Annotated in this window: 26 protein-coding genes and 1 riboswitch; of the genes, 15 read left to right on the top strand and 11 right to left on the bottom strand. The window is 58.7% G+C overall.

All coding sequences use genetic code 11. The features are described 5' to 3' along the window. Window positions 1-61: 61 nt before the first annotated feature. On the bottom strand, window positions 62-412 hold the full coding sequence (locus DWX58_RS01310; RefSeq protein WP_118641104.1) for a hypothetical protein: 351 nt from the start codon (window positions 410-412) through the stop codon (window positions 62-64). 302 nt (window positions 413-714) lie between these two features. Here DWX58_RS01310 and rimP point away from each other — a divergent pair, with 302 nt between their 5' ends. The 11 genes from rimP to DWX58_RS01255 all read left to right on the top strand — a co-directional run bounded on the left by rimP (window position 715) and on the right by DWX58_RS01255 (window position 11,851). Next, on the top strand, window positions 715-1,170 hold the full coding sequence (gene rimP, locus DWX58_RS01305; protein ID WP_118641103.1) for a ribosome maturation factor RimP: 456 nt from the start codon (window positions 715-717) through the stop codon (window positions 1,168-1,170). A 19-nt stretch (window positions 1,171-1,189) separates the two neighbouring features. Continuing rightward, window positions 1,190-2,377 carry a transcription termination factor NusA gene (gene nusA / locus DWX58_RS01300; protein ID WP_118641102.1) on the top strand — a complete coding sequence of 396 codons (1,188 nt, stop codon included), beginning with the start codon at window positions 1,190-1,192 and terminating at the stop codon, window positions 2,375-2,377. A gap of 45 nt (window positions 2,378-2,422) precedes the next feature. Then, window positions 2,423-2,701, top strand: a complete 279-nt coding sequence (locus DWX58_RS01295; RefSeq protein WP_118641101.1) for a YlxR family protein — start codon at window positions 2,423-2,425, stop codon at window positions 2,699-2,701. Beyond that, window positions 2,691-3,314, top strand: coding sequence for a 50S ribosomal protein L7 (locus tag DWX58_RS01290; RefSeq protein ID WP_118641100.1), 624 nt, complete (start codon window positions 2,691-2,693; stop codon window positions 3,312-3,314). Before DWX58_RS01295 ends, DWX58_RS01290 begins: the two co-directional genes overlap by 11 nt. Window positions 3,315-3,334: 20 nt before the next feature. After that, a complete protein-coding gene (infB, locus tag DWX58_RS01285) occupies window positions 3,335-5,728 on the top strand; it encodes a translation initiation factor IF-2 (protein ID WP_118641099.1) in 2,394 nt (797 codons plus the stop codon). A gap of 134 nt (window positions 5,729-5,862) precedes the next feature. Next, a complete protein-coding gene (locus DWX58_RS01280; RefSeq protein WP_118641098.1) occupies window positions 5,863-6,285 on the top strand; it encodes a hypothetical protein in 423 nt (140 codons plus the stop codon). A 46-nt stretch (window positions 6,286-6,331) separates the two neighbouring features. Further along, window positions 6,332-6,718 (top strand): 30S ribosome-binding factor RbfA, encoded by a 387-nt coding sequence (gene rbfA / locus DWX58_RS01275; protein WP_118641096.1) that lies wholly within the window; start codon window positions 6,332-6,334, stop codon window positions 6,716-6,718. Between the two features lie 5 nt (window positions 6,719-6,723). Next, complete coding sequence (locus DWX58_RS01270) at window positions 6,724-7,671, top strand: DHH family phosphoesterase (protein WP_118641094.1); 948 nt, start codon at window positions 6,724-6,726, stop codon at window positions 7,669-7,671. Beyond that, entirely contained in the window at window positions 7,664-8,548 is an 885-nt protein-coding gene (gene truB, locus DWX58_RS01265; RefSeq protein ID WP_118641092.1) for a tRNA pseudouridine(55) synthase TruB, read from the top strand. Before DWX58_RS01270 ends, truB begins: the two co-directional genes overlap by 8 nt. A 972-nt stretch (window positions 8,549-9,520) precedes the next feature. Beyond that, window positions 9,521-10,429: a riboflavin biosynthesis protein RibF gene (gene ribF / locus DWX58_RS01260; RefSeq protein WP_118641090.1), complete on the top strand. Its 909-nt coding sequence runs from the start codon at window positions 9,521-9,523 to the stop codon at window positions 10,427-10,429. A 48-nt stretch (window positions 10,430-10,477) separates the two neighbouring features. Beyond that, on the top strand, window positions 10,478-11,851 hold the full coding sequence (locus tag DWX58_RS01255; protein WP_243093206.1) for a DUF1576 domain-containing protein: 1,374 nt from the start codon (window positions 10,478-10,480) through the stop codon (window positions 11,849-11,851). A 52-nt stretch (window positions 11,852-11,903) separates the two neighbouring features. On the opposite strand, the gene DWX58_RS01250 is transcribed toward DWX58_RS01255, so the two are convergent. Then, the gene (locus tag DWX58_RS01250; RefSeq protein WP_118641088.1) at window positions 11,904-12,431 is read right to left on the bottom strand and encodes a nucleoside recognition domain-containing protein; all 528 of its coding nucleotides are present in this window, start codon (window positions 12,429-12,431) and stop codon (window positions 11,904-11,906) included. A gap of 1 nt (window position 12,432) precedes the next feature. Next, window positions 12,433-13,011 carry a nucleoside recognition domain-containing protein gene (locus tag DWX58_RS01245; protein ID WP_118641086.1) on the bottom strand — a complete coding sequence of 193 codons (579 nt, stop codon included), beginning with the start codon at window positions 13,009-13,011 and terminating at the stop codon, window positions 12,433-12,435. A gap of 269 nt (window positions 13,012-13,280) precedes the next feature. Between DWX58_RS01245 and DWX58_RS01240 the strand changes: the two genes are divergently transcribed. Beyond that, window positions 13,281-13,532 (top strand): AbrB/MazE/SpoVT family DNA-binding domain-containing protein, encoded by a 252-nt coding sequence (locus tag DWX58_RS01240; protein WP_118641496.1) that lies wholly within the window; start codon window positions 13,281-13,283, stop codon window positions 13,530-13,532. Window positions 13,533-13,611: 79 nt separating this feature from the next. Here DWX58_RS01240 and rsmI read toward each other — a convergent pair whose 3' ends face one another. Beyond that, window positions 13,612-14,448 carry a 16S rRNA (cytidine(1402)-2'-O)-methyltransferase gene (rsmI, locus tag DWX58_RS01235; protein WP_118641084.1) on the bottom strand — a complete coding sequence of 279 codons (837 nt, stop codon included), beginning with the start codon at window positions 14,446-14,448 and terminating at the stop codon, window positions 13,612-13,614. A gap of 349 nt (window positions 14,449-14,797) precedes the next feature. Between rsmI and DWX58_RS01230 the strand changes: the two genes are divergently transcribed. The 3 genes from DWX58_RS01230 (at window position 14,798) to DWX58_RS01220 (ending at window position 16,739) form a co-directional block, all read left to right on the top strand. Further along, window positions 14,798-15,433 (top strand): methyltransferase, encoded by a 636-nt coding sequence (locus DWX58_RS01230; RefSeq protein ID WP_118641082.1) that lies wholly within the window; start codon window positions 14,798-14,800, stop codon window positions 15,431-15,433. A 54-nt stretch (window positions 15,434-15,487) separates the two neighbouring features. Then, entirely contained in the window at window positions 15,488-16,180 is a 693-nt protein-coding gene (locus DWX58_RS01225; RefSeq protein WP_347559143.1) for a class I SAM-dependent methyltransferase, read from the top strand. A gap of 82 nt (window positions 16,181-16,262) precedes the next feature. Then, complete coding sequence (locus DWX58_RS01220) at window positions 16,263-16,739, top strand: DUF4830 domain-containing protein (RefSeq protein ID WP_118641078.1); 477 nt, start codon at window positions 16,263-16,265, stop codon at window positions 16,737-16,739. Window positions 16,740-16,859: 120 nt separating this feature from the next. Here the strand turns inward: DWX58_RS01220 and DWX58_RS01215 are convergent, their stop codons facing one another. The 7 genes from DWX58_RS01215 to DWX58_RS01185 form a co-directional block, all read right to left on the bottom strand. Beyond that, the gene (locus DWX58_RS01215) at window positions 16,860-17,687 is read right to left on the bottom strand and encodes a mechanosensitive ion channel family protein (protein WP_118641076.1); all 828 of its coding nucleotides are present in this window, start codon (window positions 17,685-17,687) and stop codon (window positions 16,860-16,862) included. A gap of 135 nt (window positions 17,688-17,822) precedes the next feature. Continuing rightward, the gene (locus DWX58_RS01210; protein WP_118641074.1) at window positions 17,823-18,194 is read right to left on the bottom strand and encodes a metal-dependent transcriptional regulator; all 372 of its coding nucleotides are present in this window, start codon (window positions 18,192-18,194) and stop codon (window positions 17,823-17,825) included. 43 nt (window positions 18,195-18,237) lie between these two features. Further along, on the bottom strand, window positions 18,238-19,269 hold the full coding sequence (gene mreB / locus DWX58_RS01205) for a rod shape-determining protein MreB (protein ID WP_118641072.1): 1,032 nt from the start codon (window positions 19,267-19,269) through the stop codon (window positions 18,238-18,240). 111 nt (window positions 19,270-19,380) lie between these two features. Then, a complete protein-coding gene (locus tag DWX58_RS01200) occupies window positions 19,381-20,067 on the bottom strand; it encodes a ComF family protein (protein WP_118641070.1) in 687 nt (228 codons plus the stop codon). Then, a complete protein-coding gene (locus DWX58_RS01195) occupies window positions 20,064-20,240 on the bottom strand; it encodes an Arc family DNA-binding protein (protein WP_118641068.1) in 177 nt (58 codons plus the stop codon). Before DWX58_RS01195 ends, DWX58_RS01200 begins: the two co-directional genes overlap by 4 nt. Before the next feature lie 145 nt (window positions 20,241-20,385). After that, complete coding sequence (locus tag DWX58_RS01190; protein ID WP_243093205.1) at window positions 20,386-20,583, bottom strand: hypothetical protein; 198 nt, start codon at window positions 20,581-20,583, stop codon at window positions 20,386-20,388. 127 nt (window positions 20,584-20,710) lie between these two features. Then, window positions 20,711-25,120: an immunoglobulin-like domain-containing protein gene (locus DWX58_RS01185; RefSeq protein WP_158579182.1), complete on the bottom strand. Its 4,410-nt coding sequence runs from the start codon at window positions 25,118-25,120 to the stop codon at window positions 20,711-20,713. A 153-nt stretch (window positions 25,121-25,273) separates the two neighbouring features. After that, window positions 25,274-25,498: riboswitch (cobalamin riboswitch) on the bottom strand. Window positions 25,499-25,505 lie beyond the last annotated feature (7 nt).

The raw sequence follows: 25,505 nt of genomic DNA, 5'->3' as shown, positions 1-25,505 counted from the left end.
CGGCAGCTCAAAGCTGCCGCGGACCCTTTCGCTACAACTGATTCAAACCGCAGCAATCGGTTTATTTCATGATATCCTTCGCGGCGTTTTCCACGCCCCGGCCCACATCGCGGGCCGCGTCTCCGGCGTTCCGGAGCATATCCCGGGCTCCCTGAGTCAGGTCCCGGGAGGTGGCGCTGTCTTTGCCGTCCACCTTTCCGTCCGATCCGGCGCGGTAGCGGGCGTCCTCCATATAGTCATTGGTTACCCGACCCCGGTTGGCATAGCCGGCCCGGCCGGTACGTGCATATCCGGCCTGCCCGGCCATGCTGCCGGTGGAGTTGGTGTCGGTCATATTTTTATCGGAACCGCAGGCCGTCAGCGTCACTGCCAGCACGCCTGCCAGAGCAAGTGCCGTCCATTGTCTTCCCATCTCTGCGCATCCTCCCATTCTTCTTTCCCTCGGAGGTTCCATCCGCATTCTAGTATGCGCCGTTTTCTCGGGGTGAAACTGGTAATACCTCGCTCTTTCTCCAGTTTTTTCTCATCTTTTTTGCTTCTGGGCCCTGTTTTTGGAAAAAACTTCGCCCCGTCCCCTTGCAATCCCTTCGGCTTTGTGGTATAGTATGGATGTTATTTATGGTAGTATTGGTAAGAGTGGGGTTTCGGCTCCGCTCTTTTTGATTGACCAAACCGGCCGGAGCTCCACCTTCCGGCCCGCTCAGGAGGTGTCCCATGGCAAAAGTAACCGATACCGTGGCCCAGCTGGCCGCCCCCTTTGTGGAGGCCGCGGGCTGCTCCCTCTGGGATGTGGAGTATGTAAAGGAGGCCGGCGAGTGGTTCCTCCGGGTCTACATTGACAAGGAGGGCGGCATTTCTATCGACGACTGCGAGGCCGTCTCCCGTCCCCTGTCCGACGCTCTGGATGAGGCCGACCCCATTGAGGGAAGCTATACCTTTGAGGTGTCCTCCGCCGGGGCCGACCGGGTCTTGAAAAAGCCCGAGCACTTCGCCCAGTTCCAGGGCCAGGAGGTGGAGGTCAAGCTCTACCGCCCCCGGGACGGACGGAAGGACTATGTGGGCGTGCTCACCGCCTACGCCGACGGAGACGTGACCATCCAGGTGGGCGGCGCCCCCATGGAGTTTACCAAAAAAGATATTGCGCTGGTACGGCTGTACCCCCGCTTTTAACATTTAGGAGGAGAAGATCGTGGCTAAGAGAACCGCCAAAAAGGGAAACAGCAACGAGCTGGACGGCAAGGAGTTTTTTGCCGCCATCGCTCAGATTGAGCAGGAAAAGGGCATCAAGCCCGGCTATATGATGGAAAAAATCACCCAGGCCCTCCTCTCCGCCTATCGCCGGGACCACGAGGGCATGGGAGAAAACCTGGTCATCGAGGCCAATCAGGAGACCGCCACCGTCCGCCTCTTCCTGAAGAAGGACGTGGTGGAGACCGTGGACAATCCCGCCTCTGAAATCAGCCTGGAGGAGGCCCGCATTGCTCTGCCCCAGGCCCAGCTGGGCGACGTGGTGCGCATTGAGATCAAGCCCAAGAGCTTCGGCCGCATCGCCGCCCAGACCGCCCGTCAGGTCATCATCCAGGGCATCCGGGAGGCCGAGCAGGGTATGGTGTACGACGAGTTCTCCTCCAAGGAGCACGAGCTGCTCACCGGCGTGGTCACCCGCATCGACCCCCGCAACGGCTCCGTCACCCTGCGCATCCACTCCGGCTCCGAGTTCACCGACGCCTACCTCAGCGCCAACGAGCAGGTGAAGGGCGAGCACTATGTGGAGGGCCAGCGTCTGAAGGTCTATGTCTCTGAGGTCCGCCGGGCCACCAAGGGGCCCCAGGTGCTCATTTCCCGCACCCACCCCGGTCTGGTCAAGCGCCTCTTCGAGCTGGAAGTGCCTGAGATCTACGACGGCACCGTAGAAATCAAGTCCGTGGCCCGGGAGGCGGGCTCCCGCACCAAGCTGGCCGTCTGGTCCGCCGACCCCAACGTGGACCCCATCGGCGCATGCGTGGGTCCCCGCGGCCAGCGCGTGAACACCATCGTGGAGGAGCTCAAGGGCGAGAAGATGGACATCATCAAGTACTCCGAGAATCCCGCCGAGTACATTGCCGCCGCTCTGTCCCCCGCCGACGTCATCAGCGTGGAGGAGCTGCCCGAGGGCAAGAGCTGCCGCGTGGTGGTCCCCGACGACCAGCTGTCCCTGGCCATCGGCAAGGAGGGCCAGAACGCCCGTCTGGCCGCCAAGCTCACCGGCTACAAGATTGACATCAAGCCCGCCTCCGCCCCCCTGGAGCCCATGGAGGCTCAGGAGGAGGCTCTGTTCGTGGAGGACGAGGCCCCTGTGGAGGAGGCTCCCGCCCAGGAGGAGACTTCCCTGGACTAATCGTTGTCCCTCCAGTTTCAATTCCAATGTAAGGGTGGTGCGGTCATGCCCAAAAAGATTCCCATGCGCCAGTGCCTTGGCTGCCGGGAAATGAAACCGAAAAAAGAGCTCATCCGGGTGGTGCGTTCCCCTGAGGGAGAGGTCAGCCTGGATTTCAAGGGCAAGCTCCCCGGCCGGGGCGCCTACGTGTGCCCCAATCCCGCCTGCCTCAGCAAGGCCCGGAAGGCCAAGGCCCTGGAACGGGCCTTCTCCGCCCCCCTGCCCGACCCGGTGTGGGAGGCGCTGGAGCAGCAGATGAAGGAGGTGCCTCAGGATGCCCAATGATCCCATCCTCCACCTCCTTGGTGTGGCCCGGAAGGCCCGCCTGCTGGAAATCGGCGAGGAGCCGGTGGGCGCCGTCTGCCGCGCCCGACACGCCAGGCTGGTTCTGCTGGCTCAGGACGCCGCCCCCAACACCCGCCGGCGCTGCGCCCACTTCGGTGAGGCCGGCAACGTGCTGTGGCTGGAGCTCCCCTTCACCAAGGAGGAGCTGGGCTTCCACCTGGGCCGGGGCTCCTGCGCCATGCTGGCCCTGACGGACGCGGGCATGGCTGCCGCCGTGGCCGATAAGCTGGCTCTGCGGGACCCGGAGCGCTATGGCCCCGCCGCCCAGCAGCTGCGGGAAAAGGCGGACCGAACCCTCCAGCGTCAGAAGGAGCGGCGCCAGCATGAAAAGAACCTGCGCCAGGGCAAGCACAAGCCCTGGGCACCGCCCCCTGAGCCCAAAAAGAGCGAGCCCTCCGGGACCCGCCCTCCCAAATCTCCCGCCAAGCCGAAGCCGCCCCGTCCGGGTGCCGCGGCACGGCACGGCAAGGACGGCCCCGGCCGTCCCGCCCATCCCCCCAAGTCCGGCCCCGGCACACGGCGTCTCACCGGTAAGTTCCGGCACAATCCCTAAGAAACGAGGTGGCTTCCCCTATGATGATAAAATACCCCATTCACAAGGTGGCCAAGGATTTTAAGAAGGGTTCCAAGGAGCTCCCCTCCAAGGAGATCATGGACATTCTGACCCAGTATAACCACCCCCCCAAGAACCACATGCAGCCCCTGACCGATCAGGAGCTGTCCATTGTGTTTGAGTATCTCACCCAGCACAACCAGATCGACTCCATCGAGTCGGTGTACGCTGACGTCTACCACGACCCCAAGGCCAAGGAGCAGCCCGCCGCCCCCAAGGCGGAGGCCAAGCCCACTCCCCAGCAGAGCCAGCCCAAGCAGCAGGCTCAGCCCCAGCAGGCCGGCGCTCAGCATCATGAGAACAAGCAGCCCCAGGCCCAGAGCCAGCCTCAGGAGCAGGCTCCCTCCAAGCCTGTCTCCCGCATCCCCACCAAGAAGGTGGTGGATACCCGCGGCGGCCCGGCGGTGAATCTGGACAAGTACGACGAGCGTCTGGAGTCCTTTACCTCGGAGCGCCAGCAGGACCGGGGCGGCAAGCAGAAGTTCCAGGGCCGCAACGCCCAGCGTCAGCGCGGCGGCAAGCAGGCCGGCAACTTCGGCAACAAGCGCCGCCAGGAGGAGCAGGAGCGTCTGCGCCGCCTGCAGCTGGAAATCGCCAAGAAGGCCCCCGTCAAGGTGCTCATCCCCGACGAGATCTCCGTGGGCGAGCTGGCCAGCCGCATGAAGAAGACCGGCGCCGAGGTGGTCAAGTGCCTCATCAAGAACGGCGTCATGGCCTCCCTCAGCGACGTCATTGACTTCGACACCGCCGCCATCATCGCCGAGGAGATGGGCTGCAAGGTGGAGAAGGAAGTGGTAGTCACCATCGAGGAGAAGCTCATCGACACCACCGAGGACAAGGAAGAGGATCTGGTCCCCCGCGCCCCTGTTGTGGTGGTTATGGGCCACGTGGACCACGGCAAGACCTCTCTTCTGGACTATATCCGCCACGCCAACGTGGTCTCCGGCGAGGCCGGCGGCATTACCCAGCACATCGGCGCCTATCAGGTGGATGTGAAGGGCAGCCCCGTCACCTTCCTGGATACCCCCGGCCACGAGGCCTTTACCGCCATGCGTGCCCGCGGCGCCATGATCACCGACGTAGCCATCCTGGTGGTGGCCGCCGACGACGGCATCATGCCTCAGACCGTGGAGTCCATCAACCACGCCAAGGCCGCTGAGATTCCCATTATTGTCGCCATCAACAAGATGGATAAACCCACCGCCAACCCCGACCGCATCATGCAGCAGCTCACTGAGTATGAGCTGGTGCCTGAGGAGTGGGGCGGTGACACCATCATCTGCCCCATCTCCGCCAAGACCGGCATGGGCATCGACAACCTGCTGGACATGGTGGTGCTTACTGCTGAGATGCGGGAGCTGAAGGCCAATCCCAACCGCTCCGCCCACGGTGCCGTCATCGAGGCCCGTCTGGACAAGGGCCGCGGCCCTGTGGCCACCCTGCTGGTGCAGAACGGCACCCTGAAGCAGGGCGACGTGATCATCGCCGGCACCGCCGTGGGCCGTGTCCGCGCCATGACCAACGCTCAGGGCCAGAAGGTCACCGAGGCCGGTCCCTCCGTCCCCGTGGAGATCATCGGTATGGGCGAGGTGCCCGGTGCCGGCGACGACTTCCACGCCGTGGCCGACGAGCGCATGGCCCGTGAGCTGGTGGAGCAGCGCAAGCACGAGCAGAAGGCCGCTGCCGCCAACCCCGTGGGCAAGGTGTCTCTGGAGGACCTGTTCAGCCAGATTCAGGCCGGCGAGATGAAGAATCTGAACGTCATCGTCAAGGCCGACGTCCAGGGCTCCGCCGAGGCCGTGAAGGCCAGCCTGGAGAAAATCTCCAACGACGAGGTCCGGGTCCGGGTCATCCACTGCGCCGTGGGCGCCATCAGCGAGAGCGACGTCATGCTGGCCTCCACCTCCGGCGCCATCATCGTGGGCTTCAACGTCCGTCCCGACGCCAACGCCAAGGACTCCGCCGCCCGGATGAACGTGGATATGCGCATGTACCGGGTCATCTATGACGCCATCAACGAGATCGAGGCCGCCATGAAGGGCATGCTGGCCCCCAAGTTCAAGGAAGTGGACCTGGGCCGCGCCGAGGTGCGCAACGTGTTCCGCATCACCGGCGTGGGCATGGTGGCCGGCTGCTACGTGCTGGACGGCAAGATGCAGCGCGGCGCCCAGATGCGTCTGCTGCGGGACAACATCGTGATCTACGACGGCTCCATTGCCTCCCTCCAGCGCTTCAAGGACAGCGTGAAAGAGGTCGCCGCCGGCTACGAATGCGGCATTACGTTCGAGAAGTTCCAGGACATCAAGGAAGGCGACATCATCGAGGCCTTCCTCATGGAGCAGATTGAGGTGTAATGCACAGGGCAGAATAAATGTTCTGTCGTTCCCCCATGGTATAGAAGCTTTCCTGAATATTGAAACCCCAAAGCAGGGCGGGCGTTTTCGCCCGTCCTGTTTCGCTTATTTTGCTCTGCGACAGGAGGTACACTATGAGCCGCGTCATCCTTTTGGCCGCCGACCATCCCATGCCCCTGTACGACCCGGAGCTGCGCCGCATTTCTGTCTCCAACGGTTTTACAGTGGAAGTCCCTGGTTTCTCCGTCCAGGGCCACGAATACTACCGGGATGCGGTGGACAGCCTTGGTCTGGAGATGAAGCCATTCCAGTACGAACTGAACCTGGATGCAACTGACGAGGACGCAGAGCAGCTGCGCACCTATCTGGAGACCAACGGCACCCCGGGCGAACAGGTGGAGCTATGGAACCTGTGGGTGGGCGACGACCGCGAAGCCCATGTGCCCCACTTCCGCGGGCGGCTTGCCGACCTGGACGCGGACACGCTGGACCAGCTGTGCAATCCCCCGGTACGGAACGATATCCCCGGCCAGTGCCGGATGACCATTACCATCTGACTGAAAACCTGCGGGCAGCCCTCTGCCCAGAAAGGAGAACAATATCATGGCTAGCAACCGAATTGGACGCATCAACGAAGAAATTCAGCGGGAGCTGTCCTCCCTCATCCCCACGGTCAAGGATCCCCGGGTAACCGGAATGATCTCCGTGACCGCGGTGGATACCACCCCTGATTTGAAATACGCCAAAATTTATATCAGCGTACTGGACAAGAGCGACTGTGAGCAGGTGCTTAAGGGGCTGAAGTCCGCCGCCGGCTATCTGCGCCGGGAGTTGGGCCACACCCTCAACCTGCGCAACACCCCCGAACTCACCTTTGTTCGGGACGACTCCATCGATCAGGGCGCCCACATCCTGGAGATGCTGCGCAATCCTGACATCGTCAAGCCCGCCAATCCCGCCAACGAACACATCCATCTGGACGAGGAGTGAATACCATGACCCCACAGCAGGCAGCGGATTTTCTACGCTCCCATGACAATTATCTCATTCTGACCCACGTGCGGCCCGACGGTGACACGGTAGGCTGCGCCGCCGGGCTCTGTCTGGCCCTGCGCCAGGCGGGCAAGACCGCCCATGCTCTGCCCAACCCTGAGACCACCCCTCTCTTCTCCCCCTACCTGGAGGGGCTGCTGGCTCCCGACTCCTTTGTGCCCCACACCGTGGTGTCAGTGGACATTGCCGCCCGGGGGCTCTTCCCTGACAACGCCCAGATTTATCTGGAGAAGGTGGACCTGGCTATTGACCACCACCCCTCCCAGGAATTTTTTGCCAAGGAGACCTGTCTGGACGCCAGTCGGGCCGCCTGCGGCGAATTGATGTACGACATCGTGAAACAATTCTGCCAAATTACGCCAGAAATGGGAACAGCTCTCTATGTGGCCATCTCCACTGACTGCGGCTGTTTCCAGTATGGCAACACCACCTCCGACACCCACCGCATCGCCGCCCAGCTCATTGACTGCGGCATTCCCCTGGCCCAGCTGAACAAGCGCCACTTCCGCACCAAGTCCATGAAGCGGCTTCAGCTGGAGGGACTCATCGCTCAGTCCATGGAGCTCCACGACAACGGCGAGACCGCCCTGGCCGCCGTCAGTCTGGATATGCTGGCCCAGGTTGGGGCGGATGAGCGGGATCTGGAGGACATTGCCAACTTTGTGGGCCAGGTGGAGGGCGTTTACAACGCCGCCACCCTGCGGGAACTGTCCCCCGGCAAATGGAAGATTTCTCTGCGCACCGATGCCCAGCGCCTCAACGCCAGCCATGTATGCGCCCTGCTGAGCGGCGGCGGCCACGCCGCTGCTGCGGGCGGCATGACCCAGGGCACCATGGCCCAGGCCAAGCAGGCGGTGCTGGACGCCATCCGGCAGGTGAAGCATGGCTAACGGAATTCTCGTCATCGACAAGGCCCAGGATTGGACCAGTATGGATGTATGCGCCAAGCTACGGGGCATTTTTCACGAAAAGCGGGTGGGCCACGCCGGCACCCTGGACCCCATGGCCACCGGCGTACTGCCCGTCTTTTTAGGGCGAGCCACCCGGGCCGTCTCCTTCGCCAGCGAGGGAGAAAAGGAGTACATCGCCGGGCTGAAGCTGGGGCTTGTCACCAACACCCAGGACACCAGCGGCGAGGTGCTGGAGCAGCATCCCGTCTCTGTCACGCCGGAGGAGCTTGAGGTGGTGCTCCCGGCCTTCCGGGGGGACATTCAGCAGGTGCCCCCCATGTACTCCGCCATTAAAATCAACGGCAAGAAGCTCTACGAGCTGGCCCGGAAGGGCCGGGAGGTTGAGCGTCCCGCCCGCCCCGTCACCATCCACGCCCTGACTGTGGAGGAACAGCGCGCCCCCGACGAATTTACCATCCGGGTTCGCTGCTCCAAGGGCACCTATGTGCGCACTCTGTGCCACGACATTGGGCAGGCTCTGGGCTGCGGCGGCTGCATGAGCCGCCTGCGTCGGACCATGGCGGCAGGCTTTACCCTGGCGGACACCGTCACTCTGGAACAAGTGCAGGCGGCAGAGGATCCCCTCTCCCTGCTTTTGCCCATTGACGCCTATTTTGCGGGACGGCCTGTCCTAATTCTTCGGCCGGAGGCAGAACGGAAGCTGCGCAACGGCATGACGCTGGTGCTTTCCAAGGAAGAACTCCCGGAGTCTCTTCGAGGCGAGTGCCGGGTGTACGGTGCAGATGGCGAATTTCTTGCCCTTTGCCGCTGTGAGGGTCGAAAGCTGAGCACAATAAAAAGCTTTTTCACTGTGTAAGCCCTCTCTTTCGCAGCTCACTGACCTTCTTCGGTAAACGCAGTATATGTCACTCAAGTGCGAAATTTGGGCAGACAACCAAGGTCAGGGGATCGCTCCGGGCTTCTTTGACGGCGTGCCTTTTGCTGCGCAAAAGGAATTGATTTAATTTTATCGAACCGGCGCCCTGCGCCGATTCTCCGCCCACAGGGTGGCTCACTGACGTTCGCAGGTGAACGCCGTACATACCACTTCTTAGGAGAGAAACTATGGCAAACAACCAAAATCGTGTGATCGCTCTGGGCTTCTTTGACGGCGTGCCTTTTGCTACGCAAAAGGAATTGATTTGATTTTATCGAACCGGCGCTCTGCGCCGATTCTCCGCCCACAGGGCGGCTCACTGGCGTTCGCAGGTGAACGCCGTACATACCACTTCTTAGGAGAGAAACTATGGCAAACAACCAAAATCGTGTGATCGCTCTGGGCTTCTTTGACGGCGTGCCTTTTGCTACGCAAAAGGAATTGATTTGATTTTATCGAACCGGCGCTCTGCGCCGATTCTCCGCCCACAGGGCGGCTCACTGGCGTTCGCAGGTGAACGCCGTACATACCACTTCTTAGGAGAGAAACTATGGCAAACAACCAAAATCGTGTGATCGCTCTGGGCTTCTTTGACGGCGTGCCTTTTGCTACGCAAAAGGAATTGATTTGATTTTATCGAACCGGCGCTCTGCGCCGATTCTCCGCCCACAGGGCGGCTCACTGGCGTTCGCAGGTGAACGCCGTACATACCACTTCTTAGGAGAGAAACTATGGCAAACAACCAAAATCGTGCGATCGCTCTGGGCTTCTTTGACGGCGTGCCCTTTGCTACGCCAAAGGAATTGATTTGATTTTATCGACCCGGCGCTCTGCGCCGATTCTCCGCCCCCAGGGCGGCTCACTGGCGTTCGCCGGGGAACGCCGTACATACCACTTCTTAGGAGCGAAACTATGGCAAACAACCAAAATCGTGTGATCGCTCTGGGCTTCTTTGACGGCGTTCACCTTGGCCACGGGGCACTGCTCCGGGCTGTCACCACTGCCGCAGATCGGCTGGGTGCAGTCCCCTGTGCCTTCACCTTTGACCAGCATCCCGGCGCAGCCATCACCGGACAAAGCGTCCCGCTTCTCAGCTCTGTGGAGGATCGGATCTGGCTCATGCGCCGCTGCTACGGCATCAAGGAAGTGATTGTCGCCTCCTTCGACGCCATGATGCGCATGGATTGGGAGGATTTTATCGTCCAGTATTTGGTCAAGGAATTGGGCGTGGCCCACGTGGTGGCCGGACACGATTTTCACTTTGGCTATATGGGCAAGGGCAACCCCGACCGTCTGCGGGAAAAGTGTGCCCAGCTGGGCATTGGATGCGACATCATCCCCAAGGTAGTGCAGGACGGCATTACCATCTCCTCCACCTACATCCGCACCCTCATTGCTCAAGGAGAAATGGAGCGCGCCACCCAGTTCCTGGGCCATCCCCATATTCTATCCAACCGTGTCACCCACGGGAAGCACATCGGAAGCTCTACTCTGGGCTTTCCCACCGTTAACCTGCGAATCCCAGAGCGCGTCATTGTTCCCGCCTTCGGCGTCTATGCCACCCGGGTCTGGTTTGACGGCCAGTGCCGGTGTGCTGTCACCAATGTGGGCGTAAGGCCTACGGTGGATGAGAACGACGGCCGAGTGACGGTAGAGGGCTTTTTACTGGACTTTGACGGAGACCTATACGGCCATCCCATGCGGATGGAGTTTTTCAAGTATCTGCGCGGGGAACAGAAATTCCCCTCGCTTCAGGCCCTGTCGGAGGAAATTGGCCGCAACGTGGAACAGACAAGGGCTTATTTCCGGGATCGGGACTGATCTTCCCCTGTCCCCCGCACCCACTATGTAGGAAAGGAAGTCGATTCCATGGGCCAACAACCGCTGTCCTCCCATTCTGCATCCCAGCACACCCGCTACAACAAAATGCTCCCCTATCTGTGGATTTACGCCTCTCTGCTGGCCCTGACCGGATTCCTTCTGGATACCCCAGAACACATTTTGGCGGGATTAAAGGCCATCATTCTCACGGAGGACGCCCTCATCACGGACTACGTTATGGTGGCAGGCCCCGGAGCCGCCCTGGTGAACTCCGCTCTGGTGACTGCCATTTCTCTTTGCGTCCTCTGGTTTTCCAGGGACGTACTCAACGGAATGACCCTGGTGGTCATCGGCCTTATGTCCGGTTTCTCCCTGTTCGGCAAAAACTTTGTCAACATCTGGCCCATTCTGCTGGGCTCCTGGTTGTATGCCAAGTACCGGAAAGAGCCCTATGCCTCCTTTGTAAACATCGGGCTCATGTCCACCGCACTGGCCCCCGTCATCAGCTACATTGCCCTGGACAACGGCTGGGGCACGCCCTTATCCGGCTCACTCATCGGGCTGGTCATTGGCTTCATTCTACCCCCTCTGGCCGCCTATACATACCGCATTCAGAATGGCATGAACCTTTATAACGTGGGTTTTGCCTGCGGGCTGGTTGCTTTTATCTGCGTCCCGCTGATGAGTTCCCTGGGTGCTGACCCCACCACTCAGTACCGCTGGGCCCACGGCTGCAACGGGATTTTTCTTCCCATGCTGGTGATCCTGTGTCTGATTCTGATTCTTTCCGGCCTGTTCCTGTGCCGGCTTCCCCTGTGGGCCGCCTGGGCCGGTTACCGGCGTCTGCTTCAGACCAGCGGCCGGGCCCCCAGCGACTACCTGCGTATGTTCGGGCCCGCCCCTGTCCTCATAAATGCCGGCATCAACGGTCTCATCGGCACCGTGTTTATTCTGGCCATCGGCGGTGATCTGAACGGCCCCACCGTGGGAGGAATCCTCACCATCATGGGCTTTTCCGCCTTTGGCAAGCACGCCTTTAACATCCTGCCCCCCATGGTAGGGGTCATTCTGGGCAGCTTTGTGATGCACTGGTCTCTGAACCAGTCCGCTGTACAGCTGGCCTGCCTGTTCTGCACCACCCTGGCCCCCATCTCCGGCTATTTTGGCTGGCCCTACGGTGTGCTGGCCGGCTTTCTCCACGCCTCTGTGGTGCTTTATACAGGAACGCCTGTGGCGGGTATGAACCTCTATAACAACGGCTTCTCCGGCGGTCTGGTGGCCGTAGTGCTGTATCCCTGCATTCTGGCCATTGCCCGGAAGCGCAAGCCGGTGCTGCAGGAGAAGGACTACTTCACGCAGATGGAGGAGGACGCCCCCATCACTCCCCCCGAGCCCCATCAGATCACCGAAACAAAGGATTGATCTCCCGATACAGCAAAGCCCCGGCCGAGTTCGGCCGGGACTTTTTCCGTTTTTATCCTCCAAAACACAGCCGCACCGCCCAGGCAGAGGCTAAAAATCCCGCCAGGTCTGCGCACAAGGCGGCGGGCACCGCATAGCGGGTACGGGTAATGCCCACTGCACCAAAGTAGACTGCAATGGTATAGAAGGTGGTCTCCGTGGAACCCAGCATCACCGCCGCGGTCCGCCCCAGCAGGGAATCCGGACCATAGGTCTCCATCAGCTCCGCCCCCACCCCCAGGGCAGCCGAGCCGCTCACCGGACGCACCAGCATGAGGGGCAGCAGCTCGGCGGGCAGTCCCACCCGCTCCAGCAGGGGAGCCAGGTACCCTGCGGCCAGCTCCAATGCTCCGGAGGCCCGGAGCATATAGACTGCTGTCATCAGCCCAACGAGCGCCGGAACAATCCGCCAAAGTGTTTCCAATCCTTCGCCAGCGCCATGCACCAGCGCCGAATAAACATCCACCCTCCGCACAGCTCCATACAGGGCTACCCCGGCGATGGTGAATGGAACCAGCATGGTAAAGAGAAGCTCTGTCATCTCAGTCCCTCCACATCCGGGCCAGCAGCTTACAGGCCCCGATCCCTACGCCAACCGAAATGGCGGAGGCCAGCCATACCGCCGGCAGGATATCGAAGGGCGCCTGACTTCCCGCTCCGGCCCGGACCGCCGCCACCGTGGTAGGAATCAGCTGGATGGATGCGGTATTGCACACCACCAGCATACACAGGGCATCGGAGGCAGTTCCCTTGCTTTTCTCCCCCATTTTCCGGGCCGCCTCCAGCCCCAGAGGGGTCGCCGCATTGCCCAGCCCCAGCAGGTTGGCGGACACATTGGCCGAGATGCTGTCCATAATGGCTCGGTCCTTGGCCACTTGGGGAAAGAGCCGTCTCAGCACTGGAGCCAGTAGCCGGGACAACTTCTCTGCCAGTCCCGCCTGCCGCATGACCTCCATGATTCCCGTCCACAGACACATCATCCCCGCAATGGACAGACTCAGTTCCACCGCCGCCCTCGTGCCTTCAATCGCCGCAGCCGCCACCTCCGGTCCCCGTCCGGTGACCAGTCCGCAGAGTATGGAGAGTACTACCATACCCGTCCAAATGATCGTCATCGCCATTCACTCGCCCCCTCTTGTCCATATATATAGACGAGTCTCCCACTTCATGTTGGAATTTTCATTCGCCTTTTTCTGCCTATTTTTCCCAATTTTCGCTATATTTTCCCTGTTTTCGCTGTATTTTTTTGCATTTTATCCTTTAAAAACTGTTGACAGAACATATCTTTGTAGTAGAATATTCTTACGAATATTTTCCTTGCGGTCAGGGCGCTCCCCTTTTCCGGCAAGGTCTGCTCGTTCACCACTGGAAAAGAGAAAGGATGGATTTCATGAAGTCTACCGGTATTGTTCGGAAAGTAGATGAATTGGGCCGTATCGTGCTTCCAATCGAATTGAGACGCACCCTGGACATTGCAGAAAAGGACAGCCTGGAGATTTATATGGATGGCCCTTCCATCGTGCTGAAGAAATATCAGCCCACCTGCATTTTCTGTGATGAGGCAAAGGATGTTATCTCCTTCCGTGGGAAAAACGTCTGCCAGAACTGCATTAAGGCACTTCTTCAAGGGGAGCGGGACTGAGCGTTTCGTTTCCACATAACACCAGACATCAAAAGGCCCGCTCTTCCCAGGGGAAGAGCGGGCCTTTTTTCCGCTTCGTTCAGTTTTCGCTTTTCAACACATAGTCGTAAAGCTGATTGCGGGATAATCCAAGTTCCTTGGCCGCCCGTTTCACTGCATCCCGGAGGGAGAGGTCCTCCTCCCGCAGCCGTTCCACCAGAGCGAGGCCGTCCTCCAACGTGGCCTCCTCCTCTGCCTGAGGCTGAGCTCCCCGCACCACCAGCACAAATTCTCCTTTGGGCGGGGTATTCCGGTAGTGCTCGGCCGCCTGTCCCAGAGTGGTGCGCACCACCTCTTCATGGAGCTTGGTCAGCTCCCGGCACAGGGAAACCGGCCGGTCCGCCCCGAAGGTTTCCGCCAGATCCTCCAGGGTCGCCGCCAGCTTATGGGGCGCTTCATAGAAGATCATCGTCCGCTCTTCTCCCCGCAGGGACTCCAGGTGGGCCCGGCGGTTTTTCTTATTCATGGCCGGAAAGCCCTCAAAGGTAAAGCGGCCTGTGGGCTGCCCGGAGACGGCCAGGGCAGTCACCAGGGCGCAGGGCCCGGGCAGGGCCACCACCGGGATCCCCTCCTCCACACACTGGGCCACCAGCTCTTCTCCCGGGTCGGAGATGGCTGGCATACCTGCATCGGTGACCAGGGCTCCATTTTCTCCCGCCCGCAGGCGGGCCAGAACCTGGGGACCGCCGGTCTGGGTATTGTGGCGATGGTAGGAGAGCATGGGCTTTTTGATGTCCAAGTGGTTGAGCAGCTTCAGAGACACCCGGGTATCCTCTGCCGCCACAAAATCCACCTGAGCCAGGGTATCTGCCATGCGCTTTGAGATGTCTCCCAGGTTTCCAATGGGGGTGGGAACCAGATAGAGGGTGCCTGCCATGTTACATTCTCCTTTGTCGTTTGGATTCAGCAGACATTATTATAATGCGTGCGGAACAAAGCCATAAGCCTTGAACGCCAAGGCTTACCGTCTTTGTTCCAGTGCAAGGGTTTCAGACCATACGGTCCCAAACCCTTGCACTTTCCATTGGAACGACTTGCGTTCCAATGGAAAAACGCATTGAAATAATGTTTAAATTCCATAAAATGGCTCAAAAGAGCCAATTTTATGGAATTGCGCGGCTACTGCCGCGCGAACAAACCGCTTTTCGGTTTGTTCAGCAGACATTATTATAGCATAGACCGTCTGAATATGGTATGCTTTTCTCACTGGAAAGGAGGCAGAACACATGGCAGGACGGGAACAGTTGGGGCCCTATACCCTCACCTGGCCGGACGGGGTCTTTCCTCTGGGGCAGGACAGTCTGGCCCTTGGGAACTTTGCCACCCTGCGCCCCGGCTGGCGGGTGTGTGATCTGGGGACGGGGAGCGGCGTGCTCCTTCTGCTGCTGGCCCGACGCGAAGCCGGTCTCCAGCTGCACGGGGTGGAACTGGACCCTCTTGCTGCCTGCACAGCCCGGGAAAACCTGGTTCAGAACGGCCTGGAGGGAACCATTGTCCAGGAGGACCTGCGCTGCGCTCCCTTTCCTGCCGGCCAGTTTGATCTGGTGGTGTCCAATCCGCCTTATTTCCCCGTGGGCGCGGGAACCAGCGGCGGCAGCGCCCGCAGCGAGGAGCAGTGCACTCTGGACGAGCTGTGCGCCGCTGCCGGGCGGCTGACCCGGAACGGGGGCCGCTTCGCCCTGTGCCATCGGCCGGAGCGCCTGGTGGACGTGTTCGCCGCCCTGCGGAAGGCCGGGCTGGAGCCCAAACGCCTCCAGCTGCTGCACCACAGCCCCTCCCATCCCCCTTATTGTGTCCTGGTGGAGAGCGTGCGCCAGGGGCGGCCGGGACTGGAATGGATGATATCCTACTCTGAGAGGTGAATTCTTTTGACTGGAATTTATGATAACAACGACTTTTTTCAAGCTTACGCCAAAATGTCCCGCAGCCAACAGGGACTGGAGGGAGCAGGGGAATGGCATCAGCTCCGTCCCCTTCTGCCTCCTTTGAAGGATATTCACATGTTGGATCTGGGGTGTGGGTATGGCTGGCATTGCCGATATGCCGCCGATTGCGGAGCAAGCAGCATCGTAGGTATTGATCAGAGTCAGCGCATGATTGAAGAGGCACGGCTTCGAAATGCCCATCCTCGGATTCAATATCAGCTATGCGATCTGGAACAATATGCCTACCCTGAAAACACCTTTGATCTGGTGCTTTCCAGCTTGGTTCTCCATTATGTGGAAGACCTTTCCGGGATTTTTCACCAGGTCTATCAGACTTTGAAGGACCACGGTATCTTTGTGTTCAGTATAGAACACCCTGTTTTTACCAGCGGCGTGCATCAGGAGTGGATTCGGGACTCTGACGGGAATATTCTATATTGGCCCGTGGACCGATACTTTGAACCCGGTCCGCGGGAAACGGTCTTCTTGGGGAAAACCGTGACCAAGCAGCACCATACTCTGACTCAAATTCTTATGGGGCTGCTTCAGGCCGGATTTCAACTCCAGGCAGTGGAGGAGGCCCAGCCCGATCCTAAGATGCTCCATCTGGAAGGCATGACCGACGAGCTGCGACGCCCCATGATGCTCTTAGTTCGGGCAGTGAAGGAGCAGGGCAATCCTTAAGTTTTGAACTTTCCGGGACATAAGCGCAGACGGCTCCGCATAGGTTGAAGGGAGAACACCCTCAACGGAAGGAGAATGTGCTGTGTTGATTGTAACCGCCAAAATTCCCCGGCGGAAGCTGGCCTTTGGAGCGGCTGTGGCGGCGCTGGCCTGCTGCTGTGCCCTGGTACTGAACCTGACCCGCACCGATTTCTGGGCGGTCTCCGCATCCACGGAGCCGGACCCCACCGGCGTCAAAAGCAACGAGGACCGGGTGGACTATCTGCGTGCCTTCGGCTGGGAGGTCAATTCCGAGCCTCTGGCCACCCAGGAGCTGCTCATCCCGGAGGAAATGGACGAGAGCTATGATGAGTATCTGACGCTCCAATCGGAGCAGGGCTTCGACCTCACCAAATACGCCGGCAAACGGGTCAAGCGCTACACCTATGAGGTCACCAACTATCCAACCGGGGAACAGGGAGTCCAGGCCAATCTGCTTCTTTACAAAAATACCGTTATCGGCGGCGAGGTGCTCTCCCCCCAGCTGGACGGCTTTCTCCACGGGCTTACCATGCCCTGAAGGCCCCGTGGGCGGAATGTGACACAAATCACATTCACACATCCCATATAGGCAAAAAAAGAGGCCGCCCGGGCAGGCGGCCTCCTCAAGTTGGTTCCGAAGCGCCCCAAGGGCAGCTTCTCATTTTTCCTTCATCAGATGGACGTTCAGGTGGTCGTAGGTCATCTCCACCCCATGTCGGGCAAAGGACTCCCGCACGCCCTCCTGGAGGGTATAGTACACGTCCCAGTAATCCTCTGTGGTGGTCCAGGCCCGCACCACATACTTGATACTGCTGGACTCATAGGCGGACAGCCAGATCACCGGCTCCGGATCCCGGATAATCTGTGGAATGGCATCCACTACTTCCCGGATGGCGTCCTTCACCGTCTTGGTGGGCGCGTCATAGGAGGCGCTGAAGTAGAGGTCCACCCTCCGCTTTCCCGAGGCGGTATAGTTTACAATCTTCACGGAGGAGAGCTGACTGTTGGGAATAAAAATTTCCTTGTTGTCAATGGTGGTGAAGGTGGTGTAGGACAGGTCCACCGCCTTGACGGTGCCGCTCACTCCATCCGCCTCCACGTAGTCCCCCACCTGGAAGGGCTTCGTAATGAGCAGGGTGATACCCCCCGCCACATTGGACAGGGTGTTCTGCAAAGCCAGGGAGACCGCCAAACCGGCCACGCTCAGCAGGGCAATGATGGACGCTGTGGGGATTCCCACCGATTCAGCCACAATCAGCACCAGCAGGAACCAAAGCCCAATCCGGAACACGGAGAGGATGTACACACGCAGGGAGGCCAGCGCCTTGGAGCGCTCCAGCATCCGCCCTACCAGCCTGGTGAGGACCCGGATCAGGATGACGCCCACCAGGATCAGGAGTATGACCCGGATGATGCTGCCCACTGACAGATTCAAACTGATTTTCAGCCCGCTGGTCAGGCCGGACAGAATATCTTGCAGATTCAAGCATTCCCCTTCTTTCTTGAACCGCCCCTTCTTTTTCGGGGCGATGTTCTCGATATCTTCCCTGTGGTCCGATCCCGGATTCTGTCATCAAAACGGCGCGGAACAGCAACGCTGCTCCGCGCCGTTTTCAGGTTCTTATTGCTCCGGCTCCTGAGCATGCCGCTTCAAGCACTGAAAGGTCTCCTCGCTGATGTCATGCTCGATTTTGCAGGCGTCCTCTGCCGCAGTTTCCGGAGAGACCCCCAGATGGATGAGCCAGTTGGTCAGCAGCTTGTGCCGCTCATAAATACTGGAGGCTACCCGCAGCCCTTCCTCTGTCAGTTTCAGCTGCCCGTCCTTTTCCATGACAATGTGGCCGCTGGTTCGGAGGATGGACATGGCACGGCTCACTGAGGGCTTGCTGTAACCCAGATGCTGGGCCACATCAATGGAATGGACAATTCCTTTTTCCTCCTGAAGGACCAGAATTGCCTCCAGATAGTCCTCCCCTGATTCGTGCAGTGCCATAGGTTCCGGATTCTCCTCTCGTCTCTCTCGCCGCCCAGGCGGATTAATAGCTCATCTGACGGCGGCGGGACAGGTTCATCGTGCCGTCCTGCATCTGATCCAGGCTGTCCAGGCTCTTGCCGGTGCCGAAGGCCACGCAGGAGATGGCGTCGTCCGCAATGTGGGTCTCAATGCCGGTGTGGGACTCCACCAGTTTGTCAAAGCCCCAGACTAGGCTGCCGCCGCCGGTCATCACAATGCCGTTGGTGGAAATGTCGGCCACCAGTTCGGGGGGCGTGCGCTCCAGCACGGCGTGGATGGCCTCCAGAATCCGGCTGGACACCTCCTCGAAGGCCTCAATCATCTCGCCGGAGGAGACGGAGAACACACGGGGCAGGCCGGTCATCAGGCAGCGGCCCTTGATCTCCATGGTGACCTCCTCAGGACGGGGGAAGACACAGCCGATGGTCTTTTTCAGCTCCTCAGCGGTGCGGTCACCGATGAGAACGTTGTGCTTGCGGCGGATATACTTCACCACCGCCTCGTCAAACTTGTCACCTGCGGTCTTGATAGAGGCAGACTCCACCACGCCGCCCAGGGAGATGACCGCAATGTCGGCGGTGCCGCCGCCGATGTCCACCACCATGTGGCCGTCGGGCTTGGTGATGTCGATGCCGGCTCCAATGGCAGCGGCTACCGGCTCCTCAATGAGGTAAGCCCGGCGGGCACCGGCCTGGATGCCGGCGTCCACTACGGCGCGTTCCTCCACCTCGGTAATGCCGGAGGGGACGCAGATGAGCAGGCGGGGCTTGAAGATAGAGAAGGTGGTGACCTTCTTGATAAACTCCTTGAGCATGCGCTCGGTCATGTCGTAGTCCGAGATGACACCGTCACGCAGGGGGCGCATGGCCACAATGTTGCCGGGGGTACGGCCCAGCATGGCCTCGGCCTCAGTACCCACCTTCAGCAGCTTGCCCGTATTCTTGTCCATAGCCACCACGGAGGGCTCCCGCAGCACCACGCCCTTGCCCTTAATATATACCAAAACAGAAGCGGTACCCAGGTCGATACCGATATCCTTGCTGAACAGACCCATAGTAATGTTCCACCTTGCAGTTAAAATATTTTTTAGTATAACCCGTTTCCACGGGAAATCAATCTTATTTTATTATAGCGGGTTAAACTATGCTTTTCAACCGTTTCTTCCTTAATTTTTCCTCTGCTCCTGGTTTTTCCCCTTGTGCCCCGCCTGGGCCAGTGTGAGGCACCACACCCGCTGGGCACCCGCCTGCTTCAGGAGATAGGCGCACTCATCCAGAGTGGCCCCGGAGGTCACCACGTCGTCCACCAGAAGAAGGCGCTGACCGGACACCTGGGCTCCGGGGCGCAGACGGTAGGCCCCTCGGGCGTTGGCCCGGCGCTGGGCCGCTTCCGTCAGGGAGGACTGGGGCTGGGTATTTCGGAATTTCTCCAGGGTGGGCACTACCGGCAGACCAAGCTCTTTCCCCACTGCCCTGGCCAGCAGCTCCGCCTGATCAAAGCCCCTCTGGCGAAGGCGCTTTCGGCTCAGCGGTGTCCAGGTAACTGCGTCTGCCTTCTCCGTCAGATGGTCCCGGGCGCACTGGGCCATCAGCATGCCAAAAGGAGCCGTACTGGCCCGGCAGCGGTGGAATTTCAGGTGGTGCACACCCTCTCTCACCCGGTCCCGGTAAGCAAGGGGCGAATAGCAGCCGTCGGCAAACTCAATCTTTCGCTCCGCGGCCTGTCCGGTCAGCCAGGGCAGGCTGACTTGGCAATCCGGACACAGGCCCGCCTCGGGATCCTCCAGCACGACGTGGCAAAAGGGGCATTTGGGCGGAAACAGCAGATTCAGAATGGCTGTGCCCAAGCTCATTTCATATCCTCCTGGGGAATGGAACCGTGCTCTCTTTCGTGCTCCCGGATGCACTTCTGAATCAGATACAAGATCTGACCGCTCATAGACCGCCCCTCATAGGCTGCTACATACTGTAACTTATCATGGATTTCCGTATCCATTCGGATACTCAGATGCGTTCGGTTTTTCATAATTCCTCTCTCCTCACATGGGATAGAACAAGCATAACCGAACGCCCTTAAATTAAACTAAATATTAGTGCATTTTTAGGGCAAAAAATTACCTCCGCCATTTCTGGCGGAGGTAATTTAAAATTGTACAGCTTTGAACGCTTCTTTATCTGAGCGCATCGGTCTCTTCCAAGGGAATAGGGCCGTGTTCCCGCTCAAATTCCAGAATGCTGGCACGAATCAGGTGATACACCTGACTGTTAATGGTGCGCCACTCATAACGTGCAATGTAGCGCAGTTTCCCATACGACTCCATATCTACGCGCAAACCAATGTGCTTAATCTCTTTCCCGCTCATTTCCATACCCCGATTCTGCACGGTGAAATATCCTTCAGAATCATGTTATACGATATGGCAAAGTTTCGGGGGAAAATGCAAACTTTTGCACGCACAAAATTTTCTTTCAGCCGTACATAACGAAGCATTCCATTCAGGCGCTCAGCATCCAGGCCACAAACTGGCTTACCATAACGGCGGCCTCGGCCCGGGTGGCGGTTCCGCCGGGATTCAGCATTTTCTCCGGAGTTCCGCTCATGATTCCGGCACCTACGGCCCAGGACATGGCCTGCCGGGCCCAGTCCGAAATTGCCGCCTCGTCTCCGAAGGCAGCCAAAGATGCCCCGGTGCCGGTGGCCAGCTTCATGCTCTGAGCGTAGCGGTACAGCATCAGGGCCAGCTGCTCCCGGGTAATGGCATCATCCGGCCCGAACCGGCCGTCCCCATAGCCGGAGACAATGCCAGCATTCACCGCCCAGGCCGTTCCCTGCGCATACCAGTCATCCCCGGACACATCAGAGAACAAATCTTCGACCTTTTGCGCACCGGGCTCCTCCAGGGCGTACAGCACTGTTACCACCATGCCCCGGCTGAGGGTCACGTTGGGGGCAAAGCTGCCGTTGCCCACACCGGAGAACAATCCGCGACCGGCGATAAAGTCCACCGCGCTGGCGTACCAGTCGTTCTCCTTTACGTCATTGAAATCACTGACATAGTCCACTACCTTGACAGTGGCGTTTTCATCCAGAACCAGATAGGCCGTGCTGTCCCGAACCACGGACTTCTTGATCACTTCCTGGGTACCGTCCGCGTGGACAATGACCAGCAGGTCGCCCTGGGACACATCCGGGATGGTCACCAGCACGGAGCCGTTACTGTCCTTGGGCAGGGTGATTGCATAGCTGTTATCTCCCTTTTTCTCCACAACCGTCTCGGGCTTCGGAAGGGGCTTCACGGCTCCGGCATCCGGGTCTGTGGTCCAGTCCGTTGTATAGTACCAGAGAACCTCATCGCCGCTCTCCACCACATAGGAAGTCAGGCCCACTTCAGGCAGCTGTCCATTTACTTTGTACAGCCAGCCGGAATCCTTTCCGTCTGTAAACTCGCCCAAGGTTTTTCCGTCCTTGGTTACCGAGGAGATATAGCCGCTCTCTGCACCGGTATAGGTGATTCCAGTACCCTCCAGTGCAGTGGTAAACACGTGGTACACCGTAGAGCCTTCTTTGACCGAGACCGCCTTCCGGGGTACCCAATAGCCGGTGTCCGCCTTCATGGTAAAGTAAACGGTAATGTTTTTATTCCCGGGTTCGGGATCTACAGGAGGGACAACCTCTCCATCCCCTGTGGCTCTCCCAGGCTCCAGATCGGTATTAGCGCTGAAGTCATAGACGTTGTACGCCTCTCCGTTGGCCATGACCTGGCTGGCGGCAATCAGGGCACGGAAGGCCTGCTCTGTGGAGCCGCTGCTCAGCGTATCATTGTTGGTGTGGCCAAATCCGGAATTATCCGCCAGTGCAAAGGACAAAAGCCCATCCAACACACTGTTTCCATTTTTGATAAAGCGGGAATCCGTATCCGGGTTAATGCCCACACTGGCCAGGGCAATCACCACCATAGCCGTGGAGTTGGCATTGTCGCCGGACGTAACATCTCCGGTGTTGCCGTCGTCATAGACACCCGTGCTCTTCTGCTTCCGGGACAAATAGTCCAGCGCCTTGTCTACGGCTTCCTTTACCTGTGGGTCCGTATCGTAATAGAAGGACAATCCAGCAATCACATTTGCAGTGGTGTCAATGGTTCCGAACTCACTCCAACAGCCGTCCCCACTCTGATTGCTCAGCAGCTGCCCGATAATAGCCTGCTCATAGGCGTCACTGTTATACTCACCCTGGTTATACGCAGCCAGTGTGTATGGTGCCACCCAGGCACTGGAGGAATGGGAGATTCCGTTCAGTCCCGCAACTGCACTTACGGCATCATTGCTGTTGACCGGATAAAGTCTCTGGGAATCCACGCCAATACTCTGCATGGCCAGAATTGTTTTGCTATATACCGTCTCTGAAATGCTCTCACCGGTCAGTGCGTTTATCGCAGTATTAATATATGTCTGCTTCGCTTCATCTGTGGTTTTATACTGGGTATTCTCATGGCTGGCCAGATAAGCTGCCATATCCATAATGACCCATTCACTGGCGTCGTTCGTATAGCCAGCTGCAATGTTCTCCATCAGGGTATCTACCCGGTTTTTCTGCCCATCTGCCAGCACAGTGAGCTGGATGGATACCGTTTCGTCTTCCACATAATTGCTCAGCAGCGGGCTGTGCAGAGTTGCCGTCATGGTGACCTGTGTATTCTGTGCCGGTCTGGTTACCGTTCCGTAGGTCTTCAGCACATCGGAGTTGGAACTTTCCCAGCTGATTACAATTCCGGTATTACCCGTATTGGAAGTCTTCCAGGTCACCTCTCCCGTCTGGCTATCGTAGATTCCCCGGTACACCATCTGCAGATTTCCGGTTATCTCTTCTGCTCTCAGGTTCTCTTTCTTGATGACATCAAAGTCCAGCGCCTGCTTCACCGCATTCATGTATGCCTGCTGAGCATCCAGTTCCGCCTGTTCCACAGCCTTCACGGTCACGGAGATTTCTCGACTTGCACTGTAACCATACTTTTCTGCGGTCAGCGTCAAAGTGCACGCTGCATCGTGCTCGTCCACAGCAGGGCGACAGACCTCGGCACGCCCCACGCCGTAAACCGGAGCTTTCACTACATCCGGATCACTGGTCGTCCACTCGCAATTCAGTCCCGAGATCCCCTGGAGATTCAGCGTCTGGGTCACAGCCTTCAAATCTACAGAAATACTGCTGTCATCCGCATACTTGATCACCGAGGGATCATAGTCCTTTAACGCAGCATCCACGTCTGCCTTGGCCTGATTGTACTCCTGCTCGGTAATGGCTTTGATGGTCACTTCATACGTAAAGGTCTTATTCTCAGGTACAGGACCCACATACCCCATGTATGGATCCATCGCCATATCCCAGCTCAATGTGACCTGCAGAGAAAACGTCTTGTCTTGCTCCCCGTATGCCGGACGGGTCACATCGCCGAACCGGGCATCCAGATAGTCGGACATTTCCTGGGGAACCGACCATTCCGCCTTCACACAATAGCCCAGCACATCGCTCAGGCTTGTGAAGTTCAGGTCATCCGTTACGTTGTTCAAGTCCGTGTTGTTCTTTAAAATGGCCTCTTCCAGAACTTCCTCAGTGATAGCATCCATCACCGACTGACGGGTCTCAGCTTTCCTTGGAACGCTGACTGCACATTCCACCGTCTTGCTTTCTTCCCCCAGAGACAGTGTGAAGGTCACGTTTGCCGTCTGTGCTCTGTTGCTGTATGTGATCGTTCCGTCCGCCCCGATGGTGCCTTCCTTGTCCGAAGTCACGGTAGAACCCACCGTTACTCCGCTGACAACAGCATTCACTGCAGCTTGGGCCACCGCAACAATATTTATGTCTCCAGGTGCACTAAAGTCCTCATTCCACTGTTTGGGAGACAAACCACCCGACAGAGCGGCAGCCGCCTTATCCAGCAGTTCAGACGTGGAGAGCGCGGGCACCTTCACTGAAAATTCCTTTGTTTCACTCTCACTGCCGTAAGTCAAAGTGGCGGTGAGGGTCACCGTCTTTTCCTCTGCCCCCCGGGTAACCCGGCCCTGACTGTCAATCACATCAGGGGTACCGCTCTCCCAGGAGATAGTGCTCTTTCCACTCTCCCCCACCAGAGGCAGATCAAGATTCTCAGTCGCTTCATTCGGCAGTGCAAGGGCTTCCTTGTCCCCGTCAACCGCCTCAGCCATATTCGGGTCATCCTCTGTCACCGTCACCCAGCATACGGGGGGCACAAAGTACTCCTCTTCGCTCCCGGGCACGGCGGAAATCAGATACTCGCCCTCTTGAGGGAAGTACAATGTTACCTGTCCCTCTTCATCGGTCACCCGTCCGGGCAGAGGCTGACCATTCACAGTCAGTGCTGCTCCGCTCACTCCGCCTTCCGAGCCGCTCAATTGCAGCTCAACCGCTTGTCCGCCGGAAACTGTTGTCTTTTCCGCTCCAAAATGGACATATTGGTCGGACCAATCGCTGGTGTCCTGGTAGAACCAGAAATAGAGGTATCCCCCGTCTGACACCACATCCGTCAATCCGTTTGCGTATCCATGGTTATAATAATAACCCACATAGCTGGATGTAACACCCCAGAATTTTGTAACGGATGCGCCCCAGCTACTCTCAGCGGTTTCATATCCCTCCGCGGCTTCTCCATCATAATACTGCTGATGAAGCGCTACAAACGCCGCGTCAATAGTAGCTGCATCCTTCGGCACCTTCACCGGTACGTCGGCAATTACCTGATCGTTCTTTCCCGTCAGAAAGGCTCCATCCTTAGCCGCGGAGACGTAAACCGTAATCTCATCCCCCGCCGCCCAGGCGGTGCCGGGCAGCAGCCCCAGCAGCATGACCAGGACCAGCAGCAGGCTGAGCCCCCGTCTTCTCCCTTTCCTCATATACACATCTTCCTTTCCTGGCGGTATTCCGCCAACACACTCTGGGTCAACCGCCGGAAAGGGAAACAAAACGCCGCGGCAGTCCATGACGAACCGCCGCGGCCTTTTTCCGCGTTCCTTTTGGCTGCACCATACCGCCCCAATCCCGGGGGCTCGGGTACACTTCTCTCAAGCAGGTCTTCTGACTTCGCGCGTTGGAGCAGATCGACTCTGCTCCCGCCCCTTCCGCCTTCTCAGGTTTCCCCAATGACCGGCTTTCGCCTGTGGAAGGGCCGAAACACGCTTACAGCGGCGGTCCCGTCCGGGATTCTCACCCGGTTTCCTATTCTCCCCCGTGGACCACACGCCCACAGAGGCACTCGAGATTCGATTGATTTGTACCAGG

The sequence above is a fragment of the Pseudoflavonifractor sp. AF19-9AC genome, from assembly GCF_003478995.1.
Lineage (GTDB): Bacteria > Bacillota > Clostridia > Oscillospirales > Oscillospiraceae > Lawsonibacter.
Note: the sequence above shows the minus strand (reverse complement) of the source record. Positions and strands in the feature narration are given on the sequence as shown.